The sequence below is a fragment of the Streptomyces sp. NPDC005393 genome (assembly GCF_040606675.1).
Taxonomy (GTDB): Bacteria; Actinomycetota; Actinomycetes; order Streptomycetales; family Streptomycetaceae; genus Streptomyces.
The window spans coordinates 43529-63753 of record NZ_JBEXFG010000023.1 but is presented as its reverse complement, the minus strand read 5'-3'; the positions used below and the strand labels follow the sequence as shown (position 1 = coordinate 63753).

Below are 20225 nucleotides of genomic sequence, written 5' to 3'. Positions count from 1 at the left end.
TGCGTAGGGTCGTACTCATGAGTACGTCAGCAGACCCCCTCGCCGCCCTGGCCGCGCTGCCCGGCGTGACCGAGTCCGTGGACGCCGTACGTAAGGCCGTGGACCGGGGTTACGGCCACCGGGTGATGCGCCGCCGCAGCAATGAGGTCACCTCCGAGGCCGCATTGCGCGGAGCGCGTGGCTCCGCCGCGCTGGCCGGCGCCGACTGGGCGCTTGAAGAGGTGCGCCGGCGCACCGACTTCGGGGCCGAGGGGGAGCCGCGGACGGTGGGTGCGGCGCTGCGGCTGACCGCAGAGGCGGGGCAGCTGTTGAGCGTCTGGCGCCAGTCGCCGCTGCGGGTGCTGGCCCGGCTGCATCTGGTCGCGGCGGGCGGAGCGGAGGCGGACGACAGAGTGGGGCGGCCCCGGCTGGCGGGTGAGCTGGTGGAGGAACCGCTGGTCGGACTGGATCTGCCGCTGCCGGACGCGGACGAGGTGGCGGGACGGCTCGACGGGCTGGCGCGGTTGCTGCTCGCGGGCAGCGAGGCCCCGGCGCTGGTGACGGCTGCGGTGGTGCACGGCGAACTGCTCGCCCTGCGGCCCTTCGTCTCCCGCAATGGCCTGGTGGCGCGCGCGGCCGAGCGGATCGTCCTGGTCGGCAGCGGGCTCGACCCCAAGTCGATCTGCCCTGCCGAGGTGGGGCATGCGGAGCAGGGTGTCGCCGCGTATATGGCGGCGCTGGAGGGCTATGCGTCCGGGACGCCAGAGGGAATGGCGGCGTGGATCGCGCACTGCGGACGGGCGGTTGAGTTCGGGGTGCGGGAGTCCACGGCGGTCTGCGAGGCCCTGCAGCGCGGAGCGGCCTGACGCCCGGACAGAGTTGCGGCGGCACCACTTGGGTACCGCCGCTGGCACATCCGCCGGGTTACCATGCGTGCACAATATTTGCCCATCAGGCCGAGATCTTTGCCCGTTACCTGGTGCGGCGGGCCCGTATTCGACGGGTCGGCGTCGCGTGGGTGCTCAGCATCCGTGCTCGGTCCGTGGGCCTTGGTGCGTCTGGGGGAAATCCTCCCGGATACCCCTGGTCTCGCGGGCCGTCGATTCCTTTCTACTCCTGCGAGAGGCCAAGCGGAACCCCTGGCCGCAGATCTTTGCTATTACCCCTCAAATGCGGGCATACAGGGCGCGGCGCCGATTGGTGTACCAGACCAGACCGGCGGTGGCGGCGGCCGCGCCGACGGCAGCGGCCACGGCGAGCACCGGGCGCGGCGGCATGGAGAGTGAGGGCACGCGCTGCTTCAGCCGGACCGGGCGGTCGAAGGTGAGGACCGGCCAGCCACGGGCTCCCGCCTCGCGCCGCAGGGCCCGGTCCGGATTGACCGCATGCGGATGGCCGACCGACTCCAGCATGGGAAGGTCGGTCGCCGAATCGCTGTAGGCGTAACAACGCGACAAGTCGTATCCCTCGGACTCCGCCAGCTCGGCGATTGCCTCCGCCTTGGTCGGGCCATAGGCGTAGTACTCCACCTCGCCGGTGAACACCCCGTCCTTGACGACCATGCGGGTGGCCACCACGCGGTCGGCGCCCAGCAGCTCGCCGATCGGCTCGACGACCTCGGCCCCCGAGGTGCTGACGATGACCACATCCCGCCCGGCGGTGTGGTGCTCCTCGATGAGCGAGGCGGCCTCGTCATAGATGATGGGATCGATGAGGTCGTGCAGGGTTTCCGCGACGATCTCCTTCACCTGCTGGACATTCCACCCGCGGCAGAGCGCCGAGAGGTACTCGCGCATCCGCTCCATCTGCTCGTGATCGGCGCCGCCGGTGAGGAAGAGGAACTGGGCATAGGCGGTGCGCAGTACGGCGCGGCGGTTGATCAACCCACCCTGGTAGAAGGACTTGCTGAAGGTGAGCGTGCTTGACTTCGCAATGACCGTCTTGTCCAGGTCAAAGAAGGCGGCTGTCCGAGGCAAGGAGTGGTTTTCCACGACGCCGAGCATAGGGCCCACCATTCGGCGTAAGCTGAGGCGCGTGGGTTTGCCTGAGAAGGCTCTCGGGTACACCATGGAAGTCACGGATCGTTCGCGACCGTGCTAACCCGGCCCGACTCCTCCCCCCCCGAGTCGGCCGTGGGGACGACCCCCGCTCTCCCCCCCGGCGGGGGTCGTCGCATGTCCGGATGCCTTTTCGGTGTTCTCGCCAGAGCGTGCTCCCCTTATCGGGGCCCGTGCGGCCCTTCCTCCCCACCAGCCTGAACGGTAACCGTACGTAATCGCTAGGCTGCTCTCCGGAAGTCACTGGTTTAGGTGACGGGGATATTCACAACTGATGAGTTGTCCACGGTTTTGGACCAAGATCCCCAAGATTTCCTGGATCCCCACATCGTGATTCTCGGCGATGTTCGCACTCGCCGTTCGCGGCAGTGAGAGCGCGTAACGATATGGGGAGGGATCGTGACTGCATCCATCACACCGGAACGTCCGACGGCGGCCGAAGTCCAGCGGAGCAGACCGCTGATCGTCACCGAGGACGAGGAGCTTCTCGACGATCTGCTGCGGCTGTGCGCGGCGGCCGGAGCCGAGCCCGAAGTGGCGCACGGCGCGCCCACCCGCCGGGGCAGTTGGGAAGGCGCGCCGCTGATTCTGGTCGGCGACGACGCCGCGGCCCGGCTGTGTGGCCGCACCCGCAGAGAAGGCGTCCTGCTCATCGGGCGCGACCTCGACGACCACGGCATCTGGCGGCGGGCGGTGGCTCTCGGCGTCGACAATGTGGCGTTCCTGCCTAATGCCGAGACCTGGCTGGTGGACCGGATCGCCGATGTCGCGGAGGGCGTGGGCCGGCAGGCCCTGACGATCGGGGTCATCGGCGGGCGCGGCGGAGCGGGCGCCTCCACACTCGCCTGCGCCCTGGCGGTCAGCGCGGCCCGCTCGGGCCGGCGCACCATGCTCGTCGACGGCGATCCGCTGGGCGGTGGCCTCGATGTGCTGCTCGGCGGCGAGGCCGCGGAGGGGCTGAGATGGCCGGCCTTCGCCGAATCGCGGGGCCGGGTCGCCGGAAGCGCGCTCGAGGAATCGCTGCCCGAGCTCCACTCCCTGCGGGTGCTCAGCTGGGACCGCGGCGATTCGGTCGTCATTCCGCCGTCGGCCGTGCGGGCGGTGCTGGCCGCGGCCCGGCGGCGCGGCGGGGTCGTGGTGGTGGATCTGCCACGGCGGGTCGACGATGCGGCTGCCGAGGCCCTGGCCCAGGTGGACCTCGGTCTGCTGGTCGTCCCCGCGGAGCTGAGGGCCGTCGCGGCCGCCCACCGGGTGGCCTCCACGGTGGGGATGGTGCTGAGCGATCTGCGTGCGGTGGTGCGGGGCCCGTGCGGACCGGAGCTCGACGACGAGGAGATCGCGCGGCTGCTCGGGCTGCCGCTCGCCGGTCAACTCCCGTCGGAGCCGGGGCTGCTGGACGCGCTCGACGGCGGGGAGCCCCCGGGCGGCAGCGTGCACGGGCCCCTCGCCCGGTTCTGCGCCGAGTTCTGGGCCCGTGCCCTGGCCGGCGAAGGGGGTGTCCCCGCATGAGCGTCACCTCGCCCGACCTGCTGGACGCGGTGCGGCTGCGGCTGGCCGAGAGCGGGGCGGAGCCGACGCCCGCGCGGGTGGCGGCGGCCCTGCGCGAGGAGGGGCGGCTGCTCGGCGACACCGAAGTGCTGGGTGTGGTCGCGGCCCTGCGCTCCGAGCTGGTCGGCACCGGGCCCCTGGAGCCGCTGCTGGCCGCGCCCAATGTCACGGACGTCCTGGTCACCGCCCCCGACGAGGTATGGGTCGACCGGGGTTCGGGGCTGGAGCGGACGACCGTCACCTTCGCGGATACGGCCGCCGTGCGCAGGCTCGCCCAGCGGCTCGCCGCGGTGGCCGGGCGGCGGCTGGACGACGCCCGGCCATGGGTGGACGCCCGGCTGCCGGACGGGACGCGGATGCACGCGGTGCTCCCACCGGTGGCGGTCGGCTCGACCTGTCTGTCGCTGCGGGTGATGCGCCCGAGGGCGTTCTCGCTCGCGGAGCTGAGGGCGGCTGGGACCGTGCCGCCCGGCGGCGCGGAGCTGCTGCGGGCAATGCTGGACGCCCGGCTGTCGTTCCTGGTCAGCGGCGGCACCGGATCGGGCAAGACGACTCTGCTGAGCACCCTGCTGGGGCTGGTCGGCAAGGGGGAGCGGATCGTCCTCGCCGAGGATTCGGCCGAGCTGCGCCCCGACCATCCGCATGTGGTCCGGCTGGAGACCCGCCCCGCCAATCAGGAAGGCCGGGGCCAGGTCACCCTGCGGGACCTGGTGCGGCAGGCGCTGCGGATGCGCCCGGACCGGCTGGTGGTCGGAGAGGTGAGGGGCCCCGAGGTCTGCGATCTCCTTGGCGCCTTGAACACCGGCCATGAGGGTGGCTGCGGCACCGTCCACGCCAATTCGGCGGCGGATGTACCGGCACGGCTGGAGGCGCTCGGCTCGACCGCGGGCCTTGACCGGGCCGCGCTGCACAGCCAGTTGGCTGCCGCCCTGTCGGTCCTGGTCCATCTGGTGCGGGACCGCGGCGGGCGGCGCAGGATCGCCGAGCTGCATGTGCTGGACCGGGACCGGGCGGGCTATGTGACGACCGTGCCGGCGGCCGTGTGTGGCCCGGAGGGCTTCGAGCGGGCGGCGGGCTGGCAGCGGCTCCAGAAGCTGTGCGTACGGGGCGGAGGTGCGTCATGACCGGCGCGGGAGGGGACCCTGGGGCGCTGGCGCTGTGCGCCGCGGTGCTGTGTGCGGGAGCGGCCGTCTGGCTGCTGGCCGGACGGGACCGGGAGCTGCGTCGGGCCAGGGTGCTGTTCGCGGGCGGCGGGCCTGTGGAGCCCGCCGGGCCGGACCCGGCTCGGCGACTGTCCGAGACGGCCGCCTGGCTGCGGGAGCGTTGGCGGGTCAGGTACGGCGGGCGGATGGGGCGTGAGCTGCTGTGTCTGCCGGTGGGATGTGTGATCGCGCTGCTCGGCGCGTCGGTCCTGCCGCTGCTCGGCGCGCTGGCGGCGGTCCCGGCCGTCGGCCGGTGGCTGCGGGCCCGGGAGCGCGGCCGGGACCGTGAGCGGCGCGCCGCCAGGGTGATCGAGCTGTGCGGCGCGGTGGCGGGCGAGCTGCGGGCCGGGCGGCAGCCCGGCGAGGCACTGCTGGCCGTGCCCCCCGGAGACCTCGGGGAGCGATGGGGGCTCGTCTCGGCAGCCGCGCGGTTCGGCGGGGATGTGCCCGAGGCGCTGCGGAGGGCGGCCCGGCTGCCGGGCGCTGAGGGGCTGACCGGAGTCGCGGCCTGCTGGCAGGTGGCGGTCGACGAGGGGGCGGGTCTCGCGGCCGGGCTCGACCGGGTGGCCGCGGCGCTGCGCGCCGAGCGGGACCAGCGGGAGAGCCTGCGCGCCAAGCTCGCGGGGCCCAGAGCCACCGCCGTCGCGCTGGCCGTGCTGCCCGTCGTCGGGCTGGTGATGGGCAGTGCGCTGGGCGCCGAGCCGCTGCGGGTGCTGCTGCACACCCCGGCCGGGCTGGGTTGTCTGCTGGTGGGCGGCCTGCTGGAGTGGGCGGGGCTCGCCTGGACCGCCCGGATGGTGCGATCGGCGCGCGGGCCGGAGCGGCCGGTGGCCCATGAGCGCTGACGTTGTCCACAGTCTGGGGATCGCGCTGTCCTTCGTGGCGGCCGTCCTGTGTACGGCGATCACCGTGGCCGAGGCCCGTCGGGAGCGGGCCGCCCGGCGGCGGCTGGCGGTACTGCTGCCGGTCGCGCCGAACATTCGCCGCAAGCGGTCCCGCCCGCCCCGGCGCTGGCGCGCCGGGGCGGGCGAGGGCGCGTTCCTGGCCTGGGCGGCGGCGGGCGGCGCCCTGCTGGCCGGCCTCGTCCTCGTCAAAGGGCCGCTGGGCTGCCTGCTGGGGCTCGCCGCCGCGTGCGGTGTCCGGCGGTGGCAGCGGCACCGCCGGGCCGTCAGCGGACGGGACGGCCGCGACGGGCCCCTCACGGGCCTCGCCGCAGACCAGATCCCGCTGGCCGCCGATCTGCTGACCGCCTGCCTGGCGGCCGGAGCGGGCCCGCACAGGGCGGCGGAGGCGGTGGGCCTGTCGCTCGGTGGGCCGGTCGGCGAGCGACTGGCACAGACCGCGGTGGAGCTGCGGCTGGGAGGCGAACCGGCCGCTGCCTGGGGGCGCGTGGGCGCCTTGCCAGGAGCGCGCGGGCTGGCGCGCGCGTTGGAGCGCGCCGGGACGACGGGCGCACCGGCGGTGGAGCCGGTGTCCCGGCTGGCGGCCGAATGCCGCGCCGAGCGGACGCGGGAGGCGATGAGACGGGCCGAGCGCACCGGTGCGCTGGCCAACGCCCCGCTGGGCGGCTGCTTCCTGCCCGCGTTCCTGCTGATCGGCCTGGCCCCCGTGATGATCGGGCTGGCCCACGGCCTGGCGAGCGGCACCTGAGCGCACGAGACACGGACCAGATGCGGTACGGCACAACAACAACCACAAGGGGGCCGACATGGGTAAGCAGTGGTGGGCACGGCGGTACGCGGCGGCGCGTGCGAGGGCCGAGGCGGGAATGGCCACCGCCGAGTACGCGATGGGGACGATCGCGGCGTGCGCCTTCGCCGCGGTGCTGTACAAGGTGGTGACGAGCGGGACCGTCAGCGGTGCGCTGGAATCGGTGATCGGGCGGGCGCTCGATGCGCAGTTCTGAGACGCCGGAAAGGGTCGGGCAGGCGGACCCGCGCGCCGCTCCCGGCGCGCGGGGCACCCCGAGGACGAGCGACTCGGGGCCGGACCGCGACCTGGGGTCGGACCGCGGCTTGGTGGCGGACCGCGGCTTTGTCACGGCGGAGGCGGCTGTCGCGCTGCCGGTGCTGGCGCTGTTCGCCTTGATGCTGATCTGGGGTCTGATGGCCGCGTCCGCGCAGCTGCAGTGCGTGGACGCGGCCGGGGCCGGGGCGCGGGCCGCGGCGCGCTCGGAGTCGCGGGCGGCCGCGGTGGCCGCCGCCCGGTCCGCCGCGCCGCGCGGAGCGCGGGTCGAGCTATGGCGGGAGGGGGACCTGGTGCGGGTGCGGGTCCGGACCCACGCGGCCGGTCCCGGCGCGCTGGCGGTGAGTCTGCGCGGCGAGGCGGCCGCGCTCGCCGAGGACAACCCGGTGGGCGAGCCGGCCGGCGCGGTGGGCACGGCACGGGAGGCGGTCCCGTGAGGCGGGCGGACGACCGCGGCTCGGCCACCATGTGGGCCGCGCTGGCCGCGACGGCCCTGTGCGCGGTGTTCGCGGTCGTGCTGGCGGCCGGGCAGGCCATGATGGCGCGCCATCGGGCGGGCGGGGCGGCCGACCTGGCGGCGCTCGCGGCGGCGGACCACGGCCTGGAGGGGCCTCGTGCGGCATGCGGCCTCGCCCGGCGGGTGGCCTCGGCCCAGGGGGCGCGCGTGGTGCGGTGCGCCCTGAGCGGCGAGATCGCGGATCTCACGGCCGAGGTGCGCGCCGGGCCGTTCGCCCTCCGGGCCCGGGCGCGAGCCGGCCCCGCCGACACGCCCGTCGCCGGCTGGGCCGACCGTCTGCCGGGTCCGGTCTGCCGGCCACCGGCGACGACGGCCGCCCTGGAGCGGTCACCCGGCGGAGGCTGGTCGCCCGGTGGGGGATGGTCACTCAGCCGGGGGCCAAGGCGGGGGCCGGCCACCCGGTGGGGGCTGGCCACCCGGCTGGGCCCAATCACTCAGCGGGGCCCAGTCACTCAGCGGGGGGCCACCCGGCGGGGTTGGCCACCCGGTGGGGGATGGCCGTCTGTCGGGGGATGGCCATCTGACAGGGGTCAGTCACTCGGCGGGGGACGGCTGGTCCGGGGCTCCGGCGAGAAGGGTCGTCAGCAGCCGGATGGCGGCCTTCTTGTCCAGCGGGTCGTTGCCGTTGCCGCACTTGGGCGACTGGATGCAGGAGGGACACCCCGCCTCGCACTCACAGACGGCGATCGCCTCGCGGGTGGCCGTCAGCCAGTCGGCGGCCGTGTGGAAGGCCCGCTCGGCGAAGCCCGCGCCGCCGGGATGCCCGTCGTACACGAAGACCGTCGGAAGGAGCGTATCGGGGTGCAGCGGGACGGACACCCCGCCGATGTCCCAGCGGTCGCAGGTCGCGAAGAGCGGCAGGATGCCGATGGAGGCGTGCTCGGCGGCGTGCAGGGCGCCGCCGAGGGCCTGGGGATGCACCCGGGCGTCATCGAGCTGGTCCTCGGTGACCGTCCACCACACGGCCCGGGTGCGCAGCGTGCGGGGCGGGAGGTCGAGCTTGGACTCGCCGAGGACCTCGCCGGTGATCAGCTTGCGGCGCAGAAAGGAGACGACCTGGTTGGTGACTTCGACCGAGCCGAAGCACAGCCGTGCGTCCCCCCACGGAATCTCGGTCGTGGTCTCCAGGATGGAGATCGCCGTGGTGTCGCGGGCCGTGGTGGAGTAGGGCGGACTGGCCTCCTCCACGAGGGCGACCGAGTCGTCGAGGTCGAGCTGTTTGACGAGGTAGCTCCGCCCCTGGTGGAGGTGGACGGCGCCCTCGTGGACGGTGGTGTGGGCGGCCGAGGCGTCCACGGTGCCCAGCAGCCGCCCGGTCGCCGCCTCCACGACCTGGACCGGGCTGCCGCCCTCCCCGCGGATGTCGGTGAGGTCGGCGGCGCGCTCGCGGCGGGTCCAGTGCCAGGCCCGCGCTCGGCGACGCAGCAGCTTGCGCTCCTCCAGCTGCGGCATCAGCTCCTCGGCGGCCGGGCCGAAGAGCTCCAGGTCCGCCTCGGTGAGCGGGAGCTCGGCCGCGGCCGCGCACAGATGCGGGGCGAGGACGTACGGGTTGTCCGGGTCGAGGACGGTGGACTCGACGGGCTGCCGGAAGAGGGCGTCCGGGTGGTGGACGAGATAGGTGTCCAGCGGATCGTCCCGGGCGACCAGGATGGCGAGGGCCCCCTGTCCCGCGCGCCCGGCCCGCCCCGCCTGCTGCCACAGGGAGGCGCGGGTGCCGGGATAGCCCGCCACGACGACGGCGTCCAGGCCGGCGATGTCCATCCCGAGTTCCAGGGCGGTGGTCGCGGCGAGTCCCAGGAGCTCGCCGGAGTGCAGGGCACGCTCCAGGGCCCGGCGCTCCTCAGGGAGATAGCCGCCGCGATAGGCGGCCACCCGGCCCGGCAGGGAGCGGTCCACCTCCGCGAGCCGCTCCTGGGCGATCAGGGCGATCAGCTCCGCGCCACGCCGGGAGCGTACGAAGGTGACCGTACGGACGCCCTGGACGGCCAGATCGGTGAGCAGGTCGGCGGACTCCGCGGTGGCGGTGCGGCGGACCGGGGCGCCCTGCTCACCGTGGAGCTCGGTCAGGGGCGGCTCCCAGAGGGCGAAGACGACCTCGCCGCGGGGCGAGGCGTCCTCGGTGATCTCCACGACCGGCAGCCCGGTCAGCCGGGTCGCGGCGACCGCCGGGTCGGCGGCGGTGGCCGAGGCGAGCAGGAAGACGGGCGAGGAGCCGTAGCGGGCGCAGACGCGGCGCAGTCGGCGCAGCACCTGGGCGACATGGGAGCCGAAGACGCCCCGGTAGGTGTGGCACTCGTCGATCACGACATAGCGCAGCGTTCGCAGGAAGGAGGACCACCTGGGGTGGCCGGGCAGGATGCCCCGGTGCAGCATGTCGGGGTTGGTGAGCACATAGTTCGCGTACTGGCGGACCCACTCGCGCTCCTCGACCGGCGTGTCGCCGTCGTAGACCGCCGCGCGGACGCCGGTGCCCAGCGGGGCGGCGATGTCGGCCACCGCGCGGCGCTGATCGGCGGCCAGTGCCTTGGTGGGCGAGAGATACAGGGCGGTCGCCCCCCGCCCGCTGGGCTCCTCCGAGCCGTCCAGCAGCGTGCTGAGGACGGGGGCGAGATAGGAGAGGGACTTGCCGGAGGCGGTGCCGGTGGCCACGACCACGGATTCCCCGCGCAGTGCGTGTTCGGCCGTGCGCGCCTGGTGCGCCCATGGCCGCTCGATTCCGGCGGCCCGGATGGCGTTGATCACCTCCGCCCGAATCGGGGAAGGCCAGTCGGCATGGCTCCCGAGACGCGGGGGCAAGTGCTCCGTATGAGTGATGCGCGTGCCTCGGCCCGCCCCGGTGCTGAGACGACCGAGGACAGCCCGGGGTGAGGGGCGTATGCCCGCCTGCCGCGGGAGTTGGTTGTGGGCCATCGACACCGAGTGTGTCACTGGTCTGACGGACAATGGGCTCAAGGCGTCGTGCACGCCTGCTGGTAAGTGATTGAATGCCATCGCGGCTGCCGATCCATGGGGGGCGACCGCTCGATGCAAGGTGCTGGAGGATCCGTGGACCTGTCCCTGTCGACTCGGACCGTCGACGACCGCACGGTCGTCGAGGTCGGTGGCGAGATTGATGTATACACCGCGCCCAAGCTGCGCGAGCAGCTGGTCGAGCTTGTCAACGACGGCAACTACCATCTCGTCGTCGACATGGAGGGCGTCGACTTTCTCGACTCCACCGGGCTCGGCGTGCTCGTCGGCGGGCTCAAGCGAGTGCGGGCCCATGAGGGCTCGCTGCGCCTGGTCTGCAACCAGGAGCGCATTCTCAAGATCTTCCGTATCACCGGCCTGACCAAGGTGTTCCCGATTCACACCTCGGTCGAGGACGCTGTCGCGGCGACTGACTGACTGGTCGCCGCCGGAAGACAAAGAAGGGGGTTCCGGGCGATCGTCGCCCGGCCCCCCGATATGCACGCCCATACGCCCGAGGGGGATGGCATGGCCACCGTCGAACTCCGCTTCAGCGCGCTGCCCGAGCATGTCAGGACCGCCCGTCTGGTTGCGGCGGCCGTGGCGCGCCGGGCGGGGGTGGACGAGGCCGTGCTCGACGAGGTGCGGCTCGCGGTCGGTGAAGCCTGTACGCGTGCGGTCGGGCTCCATCTGAGCAACGGGGTGGAAGCCCCGGTGCGGGTGGTGCTGACCGAGGAGGAGAAGAAGTTCTCCATCGAGGTCGGCGACGAGTCCCCGACCTCCGCGGGCCTGGCACCCGGCTCCCACCCGGATGTGGACGACGCGGGCGCCGCCGAGCCGGAGGGTGAGGACGAGATGGGTCTCGCCGTCATCAGCGGGCTCGTCGACGACGTGGAGGTGACGAGCAGCGAGACCGGTGGCGTGATCCGGATGAGCTGGCCGACCTCTCCCCAGACCCTCGTGCCGTAGCCCTCTCCCGGAGCGGGGCCCTCCGGCCCCGTCGTGGCTTTTCGCGACCACCGGTCCGGCCGTTTTTATGACTGCCGGGCCGGCCGTCGGCATACCCGCGGCCCGGGCCTCCGTACGGTCCCGATCACCCCTCGGCGCCCGCTGTCACGATCTGTGGCGCTCCTTCGCCGGACTGCTCTGAGCAGCGCTTTTCATAGTGCCCTGAGATCATTTATAGAGATCATTTGACACCCGTCAGTGGATTGTCGACCTTGCTTCTTTCGAAGGAATTCCCGGGGCCCAAACCTATTGATCTTCGCTGGTGCAGGCGAATTCCCGTTCCGGCGCCCTGTTTTGATCGTGTGACGCTCCCTACAATCCGTCCACATCTTGAGCTCAGGACGCCTGAGCGTGGCGGCTCTTCTGCGGTCGCAGAACTGCTGCGCGCCCATGTGCCAAACGTCAAGGAGGACGAATGGCGGGGCCTCTCACCCCTCATCAGCTGGACCTCACCTCAACCCTGGCCGCCGCAGAGCTGACCGACGACAACCGTGTGCTCGTGCTGGTGATCGCCGCCGTCGCGGTCGCGGCACTCGCGGTCGCGGTGGTCCTGGTACGACAAGTCCTCGCGGCCGACGAGGGCACGGACAGTATGAAGAAGATCGCCGCGGCGGTGCAGGAAGGCGCGAATGCCTATCTGGCCCGGCAGCTGCGTACCCTCGGCGCATTCGCCGTGGTGGTGTTCTTCCTGCTCATGCTGTTGCCGGCCGATGACTGGCCGCAGCGCATCGGGCGTTCGGTGTTCTTTCTGATCGGCGCGGGATTCTCGGCGGCCACCGGCTATATCGGGATGTGGCTCGCGGTGCGCAGCAATGTGCGCGTCGCCGCCGCCGCCCGGGAAGCCACCCCCGCGGCTCCCACCGCACCGGTCGACGGCGATTCCGCCTCGTCCGCGCCCGGTAAGCCGAGCGTGGATCTGACGGTGGTCTCGCACAAGGCGATGAAGATCGCTTTCCGTACGGGCGGTGTCGTCGGCATGTTCACCGTGGGCCTCGGCCTGCTGGGCGCCTCCTGTGTGGTGCTCGTATACGCGGCCGACGCGCCCAAGGTGCTGGAGGGCTTCGGCCTCGGCGCCGCACTGATCGCGATGTTCATGAGAGTCGGCGGCGGCATCTTCACCAAGGCCGCCGATGTCGGTGCCGACCTCGTCGGCAAGGTCGAGAAGGGCATCCCCGAGGACGACCCGCGCAACGCCGCCACCATCGCGGACAACGTGGGCGACAACGTCGGCGACTGCGCGGGTATGGCCGCCGACCTCTTCGAGTCCTACGCCGTGACCTTGGTGGCCGCGCTGATCCTCGGCAAGGCCGCCTTCGGCGACTCAGGCCTGGCCTTCCCGCTGCTCGTTCCGGCCATCGGTGTGATCACCGCCATGATCGGGATCTTCGCCGTGGCCCCGCGCCGCGCCGACCGCAGCGGGATGACCGCCATCAACCGTGGTTTCTTCATCTCCGCGGTGATCTCGATGGCGCTGGTGGCGGTCGCGGTCTTCGTCTATCTGCCGTCCAGCTACGCGGATCTGGACGGCGTCACCGCCCGCGAGATCCTCGGCCACCAGGGAGACCCGCGCGTGCTCGCGCTCGTCGCCGTCGCCATCGGCATCGTGCTCGCCGCGCTCATCCAGCAGCTCACGGGCTACTTCACCGAGACCAGCCGGCGCCCCGTACGGGACATCGGCAGGACCTCTCTGACCGGCCCGGCCACCGTGATCCTCTCCGGCATCTCGGTGGGCCTGGAGTCCGCGGTCTACTCGGCGGTGCTGATCGGGCTCAGCGTCTACGGCGCGTTTCTGCTCGGCGGCACCTCGATCATGCTGGCGCTGTTCGCGGTCGCGCTCGCCGGCACCGGTCTGCTGACCACCGTCGGCGTCATCGTCGCCATGGACACCTTCGGCCCGGTCTCCGACAACGCCCAGGGCATCGCCGAGATGTCCGGCGACATCAAGGGCGCGGGCGCGCAGGTGCTCACCGACCTCGACGCGGTCGGCAACACCACCAAGGCGATCACCAAGGGCATCGCGATCGCGACGGCGGTGCTCGCCGCGGCGGCGCTCTTCGGCTCGTACCGCGACGCCATCGCCGAGGCGATCAGGGAAGTGCACACGACCGTGGCCGGCGAGATGAATCTGAGCCTGGACATCTCGCAGCCCAACAATCTCGTCGGGCTCGTCCTCGGCGCCGCCGTCGTCTTCCTCTTCTCGGGGCTGGCGATCAACGCGGTGTCGCGGTCGGCGGGCGCGGTGGTCTTCGAGGTGCGGCGGCAGTTCCGTGAGAAGCCAGGGATCATGGACTACAGCGAGACGCCGGACTACGGGCGGGTCGTCGACATCTGCACCAAGGACGCGCTGCGCGAGCTGGCCACTCCGGGTCTGCTCGCCGTCCTGGCGCCGATCGCCGTCGGATTCACCTTCGGGGTCGGCGCGCTCGGCTCGTTCCTGGCGGGCGCGATCGGCACCGGCACCCTGATGGCCGTCTTCCTCGCGAACTCCGGCGGCGCCTGGGACAACGCGAAGAAGCTGGTCGAGGACGGGCACCACGGCGGCAAGGGAAGCGAGGCACACGCCGCGACGGTGATCGGCGACACGGTCGGCGACCCGTTCAAGGACACCGCGGGCCCCGCGATCAACCCGCTGCTGAAGGTCATGAACCTGGTGGCGCTGCTGATCGCCCCGGCGGTGGTGAAGTTCTCGTACGGGGACGACGCCAGCTCGGGGCTGCGCGCGGTCATCGCGGTGCTCGCCATCGTGATCATTGTGGCCGCCGTCTACGTCTCCAAGCGGCGCGGGATCGCCGTGGGTGACGAAGACAACTCCGAGCGCGTCGCGAAGTCAGCCGAATCGGCGGTGGTGTCCTAGCCCCCTGGGTCGGCCACGGGGCCGTGAGAGCCCCTGCGAACTGCGGGCGGGCGGTGTGCGAAGGCATACCGTCCGCCCGTTCGTGTGCCCGCGCCGTACCCTCCGCACAGTGAGGCCATCGGCACACCGAGCTTGGTTCAAATGGCTTTAAAAACATCCATACAGGATGCTCGTCGCACGGTTCCTGTCGGATGGGCGTGTATGTTCCGGGGCCGAGAGCCATGGAAGGGACCAATCCGGTGAACAAGAAGCTTGTGGCTGCACTGTCCGGCGGTGCGGCGCTCGTACTGGCGCTGACCGGCTGCGGGGGCGGCAACGATGGCGACAAGAAGGTCAACGACTGGGCAAAGTCGGTCTGTGACGAGGTGCAGCCGCAGCTGAAGAAGATTCAGGGAGCCAACGCCTCGATCCAGGCTGCCGCCGACGAGCAGGACTCCAAGAAGCTTCAGCAGACGGACTCCGCGGCGTTCCAGCAGATCTCCGAGTCGTACGCGGCGCTCGCCAAGGCGGTGAACAAGGCGGGCCCACCGCCCGTCGACAACGGCGAGCAGACCCAGAAGCAGGCCGTCAAGGAGCTCAACGCCACCTCCGCTGCGTACAAGAACCTGAGGACGACCGTCGACAAGCTCGAGACCTCGGACAAGTCGAAGTTCGCCGAGGGGCTCAAGGGCATCGCCGACGAGCTCGACAAGCTCAGCAAGTCGGGTGACAAGGCCCTGCAGAAGCTGCAGGAAGGAAAGGTCGGGACGGCGATGGCCAAGCAGCCCGGCTGCCAGAAGCCGAAGACGACGGGCGGCGCCACGGCCACGCAGTCCTAGCGGCGTAACCGGGGGCAAAGACTCCCGCCCCACGCCCCCCTTGTCGGTCCGTCACCTCAGGCCGGCTCCGGCGACGCACCCTGTCGTCGCCCGCTGTCGGTGGTTACCCCGACAATGGGGGCGTGAGTACGCACCAGCCCCCGTTCCGCCTCCCCGCCGCCGACCCCGAGCGCACCGCCCGCCTCCGCGAGGCGCTGCTGGCCGCCTCCTTCACCGCCGACGGCCTGCTGGATCTCCTCGGCGCGCCCGCCTACGCCGCCCTGGCGCGCAGCGAGACCGTCCCCGCGCTGCGCGCGACCCGGGGCGAGAGCCCGCTGGAGACCCTGGTGCGGCTCTTTTTGCTGCAGCGGCCCACGTCGTACGAGCGGGCCGCCGCCGCCCTGCCCGTCGAGGACTGCCTGGCCGACGGCTGGCTGGTGCGGGACGGCGCGGAGGTGCGCGCGAGCGTGGATGTGCGGCCGTACGGCGGTCCGGAGGGCCAGGACTGGTGGATCGTCTCCGATCTGGGCTGCGCGGTCGGCGGCGCGGGCGGGATCGGGGGGCCGGGCGGCGCGCGCGGCGGCGTGGACCGCTCCCAGCTCGTCCTCGGGGTCGGCGGCGCGTCCACCACGCTCGCCGGTCTCACCGTCCCGACCCCGGTGGACCGGGTCCTGGATCTCGGCACCGGCTCCGGCATCCAGGCGCTGCACGCGGGCCGGCACGCCGGCCGGGTCACCGCCACCGACCGCAATCCGCGCGCGCTGGGCATCGCCCGGCTCACCCTCGCCCTGTCCGGGGCGCCGGAGCCCGATCTGCGCGAAGGGTCGCTCTTCGAGCCGGTCGAGGGCGAGACGTACGACCTGATCGTGTCCAACCCGCCCTTTGTGATCTCCCCCCGCTCCCCGGAGGGCTCCGAGCTCGTCTACCGGGACGGCGGAATGGCCGCGGACGATCTGTGCCGCACCCTCGTCCAGCGGTCCGCCGCCCATCTCACCGACGGCGGCTGGTGCCAGCTGCTCGCCAACTGGCAGCACATCGAGGGGGAGGACTGGCGCGAGCGGCTCGCCTCCTGGGTGCCGTCCGGCTGCGACGCGTGGATCGTGCAGCGCGAGGTGCAGGACATCACGCAGTACGCCGAGCTGTGGCTGCGCGACGCGGGCGAGCATCTGGCCGGGCCCGACGTGTACGCGGCGCGCTACGAGGCGTGGCTGGAGGAGTTCGAGGCGCGGAAGACCAAGGCCATCGGCTTCGGCTGGATCACGCTGCGCAAGTCCGGCGCCGAGCGGCCGTCGGTGACCATGGAGGAATGGCCGCATCCGGTTGAGCAGCCGCTGGGGGACGAGGTCGCGGCCCACTTCGACCGGCAGGACTTTCTGCGTACGCACGACGACGCGGCGCTGCTGGCCTCGCGCTTCCGGCTGGCGGACGAGGTCGTACAGGAGCAGGTGGGTCTGCCGGGGGCCGAGGACCCCGAGCATGTGGTGCTCCGGCAGCACCGAGGGATGCGGCGGGCGACGAAGGTCGACACGGTCGGCGCGGGCTTTGCGGGCGTGTGCGACGGCACGCTCAGCGCGGGCCGGATTCTGGACGCGATCGCGCAGCTGCTCGGGGAGGACCCGGTGGTGCTCCGCGACCGCACCCCGGAGTCCATCCGGCTCCTGGTGGAGCAGGGCTTTCTGCGGCCGGTCGAGAACGGGGGCGACGGGGGCGTGTAGCGCGCGCTGGGCGTGCGCCGGGTGTGATCGCGCCGCGCCCCTGCCTCCGTATGGCAGGAAGATGTCGCGCCGGGGGCCAAGGGGGCTTACAGGAGCCTAAGGAGGGCTTACAGGGGCCTACGGGGCTTGTGGGGCGAGCGATGGCCAACGGGGCGTACGGGATGTGGCGGCGGGCGGGATGAGCCGTACGCTGGGCATATGAACATGGCCGGAAGCGCTGGTCGCGTGCCGTTCACCCCAGGTTCGCGCTCACGCCTCCCGTACGTGCCACGATCCCGCCATGGAGAGCGGACCTGCGATCTTCGCCGGAACGGCATTCGTGTTGTTCGGCGCCGCGCTGCTGCTGTGGACGGCGGCGCGTTTGAAGCTGCGTGTGCCGGTCGTGCACGGTGTGAGCCCCGTCGCTTCGGCGACGCTCTCCCTTCTCTTTGGCATCGCCGCACTCGGCGGCGGGATCTGGTGTCTGGGTTACGCCTGACAGGGCCTTCCGTGGTGCCTTGTGCCGGTCCGGGCGGCAGACAGGACGCTTGTCGGGTTACCGTTCGAGTGGCGTTGCGGGCTTTTTCCGTTTGACACGGGGGCGGGATGTACCGTCACACTCCGCAGCGTCACCGTAGAGGGGCGTGTGCGCGTTACCCGCGCGGCAGTGCCCGTTCACCGAGCGTCGACCGGAGAGAAGAGCCAAGTTGTCCCCGACCACCAGCGAGACCGCGCAGGGCGGCCGCCGACTCGTCATCGTCGAGTCGCCTGCCAAGGCGAAGACGATCAAGGGCTATCTCGGCCCGGGCTACGTGGTCGAGGCCAGCGTCGGGCACATCCGGGACCTGCCGAACGGTGCGGCCGAGGTACCCGATCAGTACACCGGTGAGGTCCGTCGCCTCGGGGTGGACGTCGAGCATGACTTCCAGCCCGTCTATGTCGTCAACGCGGATAAGAAGAGCCAGGTCAGGAAGCTCAAGGAGCTGCTCGCCGACTCCGACGAACTCTTCCTCGCCACCGATGAGGACCGCGAGGGCGAGGCCATCGCCTGGCACCTCCAGGAAGTCCTCAAGCCCAAGGTCCCGGTCCGCCGGATGGTCTTCCACGAGATCACCAAGGACGCGATCCGGGCCGCGGTGGCCAATCCGCGCGAGCTGAACCAGCGCCTCGTCGAGGCCCAGGAGACCCGCCGCATCCTCGACCGTCTCTACGGCTACGAGGTCTCGCCGGTCCTGTGGAAGAAGGTCATGCGGGGCCTGTCCGCGGGCCGTGTCCAGTCGGTGGCCACCCGTCTCGTCGTCGAGCGCGAGCGCGAGCGCATCGCCTTCCGCTCCGCCGAGTACTGGGACCTGACCGGCACCTTCGCGACCGGCCGGGCCGGTGACGTCAGCGATCCGGGCACCTTCGGCGCCCGGCTGACCGCGGTGGACGGCCGCCGGGTCGCCCAGGGCCGTGACTTCACCTCGCTCGGTCAGCTGAAGGAGGGCGCGAACGTCCTCCACCTGGACGAGGAAGGCGCCCGCACGCTGGCCGCTGCCCTCGCCGACACCGCCTTCGCGGTGCGCTCGGTCGAGTCCAAGCCGTACCGCCGCTCGCCGTACGCCCCGTTCCGTACGACCACCCTGCAGCAGGAGGCGAGCCGCAAGCTCGGCTTCGGCGCCAAGGCCACCATGCAGGTGGCGCAGAAGCTGTACGAGAACGGCTTCATCACCTATATGCGTACCGACTCCACCACCCTGTCGGACACGGCGGTGGCGGCGGCCCGGGCGCAGGTCACGCAGCTGTACGGCGCCGACTATCTGCCGGACAAGCCGCGCGTTTACACGGGCAAGGTCAAGAACGCCCAGGAGGCGCACGAGGCCGTCCGCCCCTCGGGAGACCGTTTCCGCACTCCGGCAGAGACCGGCCTCAAGGGCGACCAGTTCCGGCTCTACGAGCTGATCTGGAAGCGGACCGTCGCCTCCCAGATGAAGGACGCGGTCGGCAACTCGGTCACCGTCAAGATCGGCGGGCAGTCGAGCGACGGCCGGGACGCCGAGTTCTCCGCCTCCGGTAAGACGATCACCTTCCACGGCTTCATGAAGGCCTATGTGGAGGGCGCGGACGACCCGAACGCCGAGCTCGACGACCGTGAGCGGCGGCTGCCGCAGGTCGCCGAGGGCAACCGGCTCGCCGCCGAGGAGATCACCGCCGACGGCCACGCCACCAAGGCCCCGGCCCGCTACACCGAGGCATCGCTGGTCAAGGAGCTCGAAGAGCGCGAGATCGGCCGCCCCTCGACCTACGCCACGATCCTCGGCACCATCCTCGACCGCGGCTATGTCTTCAAGAAGGGCACGGCGCTCGTGCCGTCCTTCCTGAGCTTCGCCGTGGTCAACCTGCTGGAGAAGCACTTCGGCCGACTGGTCGACTACGACTTCACCGCCAAGATGGAGGACGACCTCGACCGCATCGCCCGCGGCGAGGCCCAGGCCGTGCCGTGGCTCAAGCGCTTCTACTTCGGCGAGAGCGCGAAGGGTAGCGAGGGCGCCGCGGCCGCGGCCGGAAACGGCGACGGCGACCATCTCGGCGGCCTCAAGGAGCTCGTCACCGATCTGGGCGCGATCGACGCCCGCGAGATCTCGTCCTTCCCGGTGGGCGACGGCATCATGCTGCGCGTCGGCCGCTACGGCCCGTATGTGGAGCGCCCGGCGGACGCCGAGGGCGGCACCGGACACCGCGCCGACGTCCCCGACGACCTGCCGCCGGACGAGCTGACCGTGGAGTACGCGAAGGAGCTGCTCGCCAAGCCGAGCGGCGAATTCGAGCTGGGCGTCGACCCCGAGACCGGCCGCACGATCGTCGCCAAGGACGGCCGCTACGGCCCGTACGTCACCGAGGTGCTGCCCGAGGGCACCCCGAAGAGCGGCAAGAACGCGGTCAAGCCGCGCACCGCCTCCCTCTTCAAGTCGATGTCCCTGGACACGGTCACCCTGGAGGACGCGCTCAAGCTGCTGTCGCTGCCGCGCGTCGTGGGCACCGACCCCGAGGGCGTCGAGATCACCGCGCAGAACGGCCGCTACGGCCCGTACCTGAAGAAGGGCACGGACTCGCGCTCGCTGGACAGCGAGGATCAGATCTTCACCATCACGCTCGAAGAGGCGCTGGCGATCTACGCCCAGCCCAAGCAGCGCGGCCGGGCCGCGGCCAAGCCGCCGCTGAAGGAGCTGGGCACCGACCCGGTCAGCGAGAAGCCGGTCGTGGTGAAGGACGGCCGCTTCGGCCCGTACGTCACGGACGGCGAGACCAACGCGACGCTGCGCCGGGACGACGACGTCGAGACGATCACGCCCGAGCGCGCCTATGAGCTGCTCGCGGAGAAGCGCGCCAAGAGCCCGGCCAAGAAGACCGCCAAGAAGGCCGCTGCCAAGAAGACGGCGGCGAAGAAGACCACCACCGCCAAGAAGACCACCGCCAAGACCGCCGCGAAGAAGACGGCCACGGCCAAGAAGACCGCCGCCAAGAAGACCACGGCGGCCAAGACGGCCAAGAAGCCCGCGGCCAACGCGGAGTGAGCCGGCGGCCAAAGCGGCATAAGGCGGGGTAATCTCCGCACCGTTCACGTCCCCCCGTCCGTTTGTTCGGCCGGGGGGACGTGGATTCATGTGATCCGGAT

General features: G+C 71.9%; 16 protein-coding genes and 1 pseudogene. 15 read left to right on the top strand and 2 right to left on the bottom strand.

Annotated elements, in window-relative coordinates:
- Positions 1 to 17 precede the first annotated feature (17 nt).
- Positions 18 to 845 (top strand): oxidoreductase, encoded by an 828-nt coding sequence (locus ABZS71_RS20180; RefSeq protein ID WP_356211905.1) that lies wholly within the window; start codon positions 18 to 20, stop codon positions 843 to 845.
- A 300-nt stretch (positions 846 to 1145) separates the two neighbouring features.
- Here ABZS71_RS20180 and ABZS71_RS20175 read toward each other — a convergent pair whose 3' ends face one another.
- On the bottom strand, positions 1146 to 1982 hold the full coding sequence (locus ABZS71_RS20175; RefSeq protein WP_355841566.1) for an HAD family hydrolase: 837 nt from the start codon (positions 1980 to 1982) through the stop codon (positions 1146 to 1148).
- Between the two features lie 453 nt (positions 1983 to 2435).
- Here ABZS71_RS20175 and ssd point away from each other — a divergent pair, with 453 nt between their 5' ends.
- From ssd to ABZS71_RS20140, 7 genes and pseudogenes are all read left to right on the top strand, one after another.
- Positions 2436 to 3545 (top strand): septum site-determining protein Ssd, encoded by a 1110-nt coding sequence (gene ssd, locus ABZS71_RS20170; protein ID WP_356211902.1) that lies wholly within the window; start codon positions 2436 to 2438, stop codon positions 3543 to 3545.
- The gene (locus ABZS71_RS20165; RefSeq protein WP_356211899.1) at positions 3542 to 4708 is read left to right on the top strand and encodes a TadA family conjugal transfer-associated ATPase; all 1167 of its coding nucleotides are present in this window, start codon (positions 3542 to 3544) and stop codon (positions 4706 to 4708) included. Before ssd ends, ABZS71_RS20165 begins: the two co-directional genes overlap by 4 nt.
- Positions 4705 to 5631 (top strand): type II secretion system F family protein, encoded by a 927-nt coding sequence (locus ABZS71_RS20160; protein WP_356211896.1) that lies wholly within the window; start codon positions 4705 to 4707, stop codon positions 5629 to 5631. Before ABZS71_RS20165 ends, ABZS71_RS20160 begins: the two co-directional genes overlap by 4 nt.
- A complete protein-coding gene (locus tag ABZS71_RS20155) occupies positions 5621 to 6436 on the top strand; it encodes a type II secretion system F family protein (protein WP_356211893.1) in 816 nt (271 codons plus the stop codon). Before ABZS71_RS20160 ends, ABZS71_RS20155 begins: the two co-directional genes overlap by 11 nt.
- Before the next feature lie 58 nt (positions 6437 to 6494).
- Positions 6495 to 6692 (top strand): DUF4244 domain-containing protein, encoded by a 198-nt coding sequence (locus ABZS71_RS20150; protein ID WP_355841581.1) that lies wholly within the window; start codon positions 6495 to 6497, stop codon positions 6690 to 6692.
- The gene (locus ABZS71_RS20145; protein WP_356211890.1) at positions 6679 to 7188 is read left to right on the top strand and encodes a TadE family type IV pilus minor pilin; all 510 of its coding nucleotides are present in this window, start codon (positions 6679 to 6681) and stop codon (positions 7186 to 7188) included. Before ABZS71_RS20150 ends, ABZS71_RS20145 begins: the two co-directional genes overlap by 14 nt.
- A gap of 29 nt (positions 7189 to 7217) precedes the next feature.
- Positions 7218 to 7451 (top strand): annotated as a pseudogene (locus ABZS71_RS20140) (Rv3654c family TadE-like protein); the annotation flags it as partial.
- Between the two features lie 351 nt (positions 7452 to 7802).
- Here the strand turns inward: ABZS71_RS20140 and ABZS71_RS20135 are convergent.
- On the bottom strand, positions 7803 to 10259 hold the full coding sequence (locus ABZS71_RS20135) for a DEAD/DEAH box helicase (protein ID WP_356211887.1): 2457 nt from the start codon (positions 10257 to 10259) through the stop codon (positions 7803 to 7805).
- A 54-nt stretch (positions 10260 to 10313) separates the two neighbouring features.
- On the opposite strand from ABZS71_RS20135, the gene bldG reads away from it, so the two are divergent.
- The 7 genes from bldG to topA all read left to right on the top strand — a co-directional run bounded on the left by bldG (position 10314) and on the right by topA (position 20124).
- Entirely contained in the window at positions 10314 to 10655 is a 342-nt protein-coding gene (bldG, locus tag ABZS71_RS20130) for an anti-sigma factor antagonist BldG (RefSeq protein WP_014061729.1), read from the top strand.
- Positions 10656 to 10745: 90 nt separating this feature from the next.
- The gene (locus ABZS71_RS20125) at positions 10746 to 11186 is read left to right on the top strand and encodes an ATP-binding protein (RefSeq protein ID WP_356211884.1); all 441 of its coding nucleotides are present in this window, start codon (positions 10746 to 10748) and stop codon (positions 11184 to 11186) included.
- A gap of 454 nt (positions 11187 to 11640) precedes the next feature.
- Positions 11641 to 14079 carry a sodium-translocating pyrophosphatase gene (locus tag ABZS71_RS20120; protein WP_356211880.1) on the top strand — a complete coding sequence of 813 codons (2439 nt, stop codon included), beginning with the start codon at positions 11641 to 11643 and terminating at the stop codon, positions 14077 to 14079.
- Between the two features lie 239 nt (positions 14080 to 14318).
- The gene (locus ABZS71_RS20115; protein ID WP_355841597.1) at positions 14319 to 14897 is read left to right on the top strand and encodes a small secreted protein; all 579 of its coding nucleotides are present in this window, start codon (positions 14319 to 14321) and stop codon (positions 14895 to 14897) included.
- Between the two features lie 122 nt (positions 14898 to 15019).
- A complete protein-coding gene (locus ABZS71_RS20110) occupies positions 15020 to 16591 on the top strand; it encodes a class I SAM-dependent methyltransferase (RefSeq protein WP_356211877.1) in 1572 nt (523 codons plus the stop codon).
- A gap of 280 nt (positions 16592 to 16871) precedes the next feature.
- Complete coding sequence (locus ABZS71_RS20105; protein WP_355841603.1) at positions 16872 to 17069, top strand: hypothetical protein; 198 nt, start codon at positions 16872 to 16874, stop codon at positions 17067 to 17069.
- Positions 17070 to 17277: 208 nt separating this feature from the next.
- Positions 17278 to 20124 (top strand): type I DNA topoisomerase, encoded by a 2847-nt coding sequence (gene topA, locus ABZS71_RS20100; RefSeq protein WP_356211874.1) that lies wholly within the window; start codon positions 17278 to 17280, stop codon positions 20122 to 20124.
- Positions 20125 to 20225: the final 101 nt, after the last annotated feature.

Coding starts and splice junctions, on each gene's coding strand:
- ABZS71_RS20180 (WP_356211905.1), top strand. CDS start 18: ATGAGTACGTCAGCAGACCCCCTCGCCGCCCTGGCCGCGCTGCCCGGC.
- ABZS71_RS20175 (WP_355841566.1), bottom strand. CDS start 1,982: ATGCTCGGCGTCGTGGAAAACCACTCCTTGCCTCGGACAGCCGCCTTC.
- ABZS71_RS20165 (WP_356211899.1), top strand. CDS start 3,542: ATGAGCGTCACCTCGCCCGACCTGCTGGACGCGGTGCGGCTGCGGCTG.
- ABZS71_RS20160 (WP_356211896.1), top strand. CDS start 4,705: ATGACCGGCGCGGGAGGGGACCCTGGGGCGCTGGCGCTGTGCGCCGCG.
- ABZS71_RS20155 (WP_356211893.1), top strand. CDS start 5,621: ATGAGCGCTGACGTTGTCCACAGTCTGGGGATCGCGCTGTCCTTCGTG.
- ABZS71_RS20150 (WP_355841581.1), top strand. CDS start 6,495: ATGGGTAAGCAGTGGTGGGCACGGCGGTACGCGGCGGCGCGTGCGAGG.
- ABZS71_RS20145 (WP_356211890.1), top strand. CDS start 6,679: ATGCGCAGTTCTGAGACGCCGGAAAGGGTCGGGCAGGCGGACCCGCGC.
- ABZS71_RS20135 (WP_356211887.1), bottom strand. CDS start 10,259: ATGGCATTCAATCACTTACCAGCAGGCGTGCACGACGCCTTGAGCCCA.
- ABZS71_RS20125 (WP_356211884.1), top strand. CDS start 10,746: ATGGCCACCGTCGAACTCCGCTTCAGCGCGCTGCCCGAGCATGTCAGG.
- ABZS71_RS20120 (WP_356211880.1), top strand. CDS start 11,641: ATGGCGGGGCCTCTCACCCCTCATCAGCTGGACCTCACCTCAACCCTG.
- ABZS71_RS20105 (WP_355841603.1), top strand. CDS start 16,872: ATGGAGAGCGGACCTGCGATCTTCGCCGGAACGGCATTCGTGTTGTTC.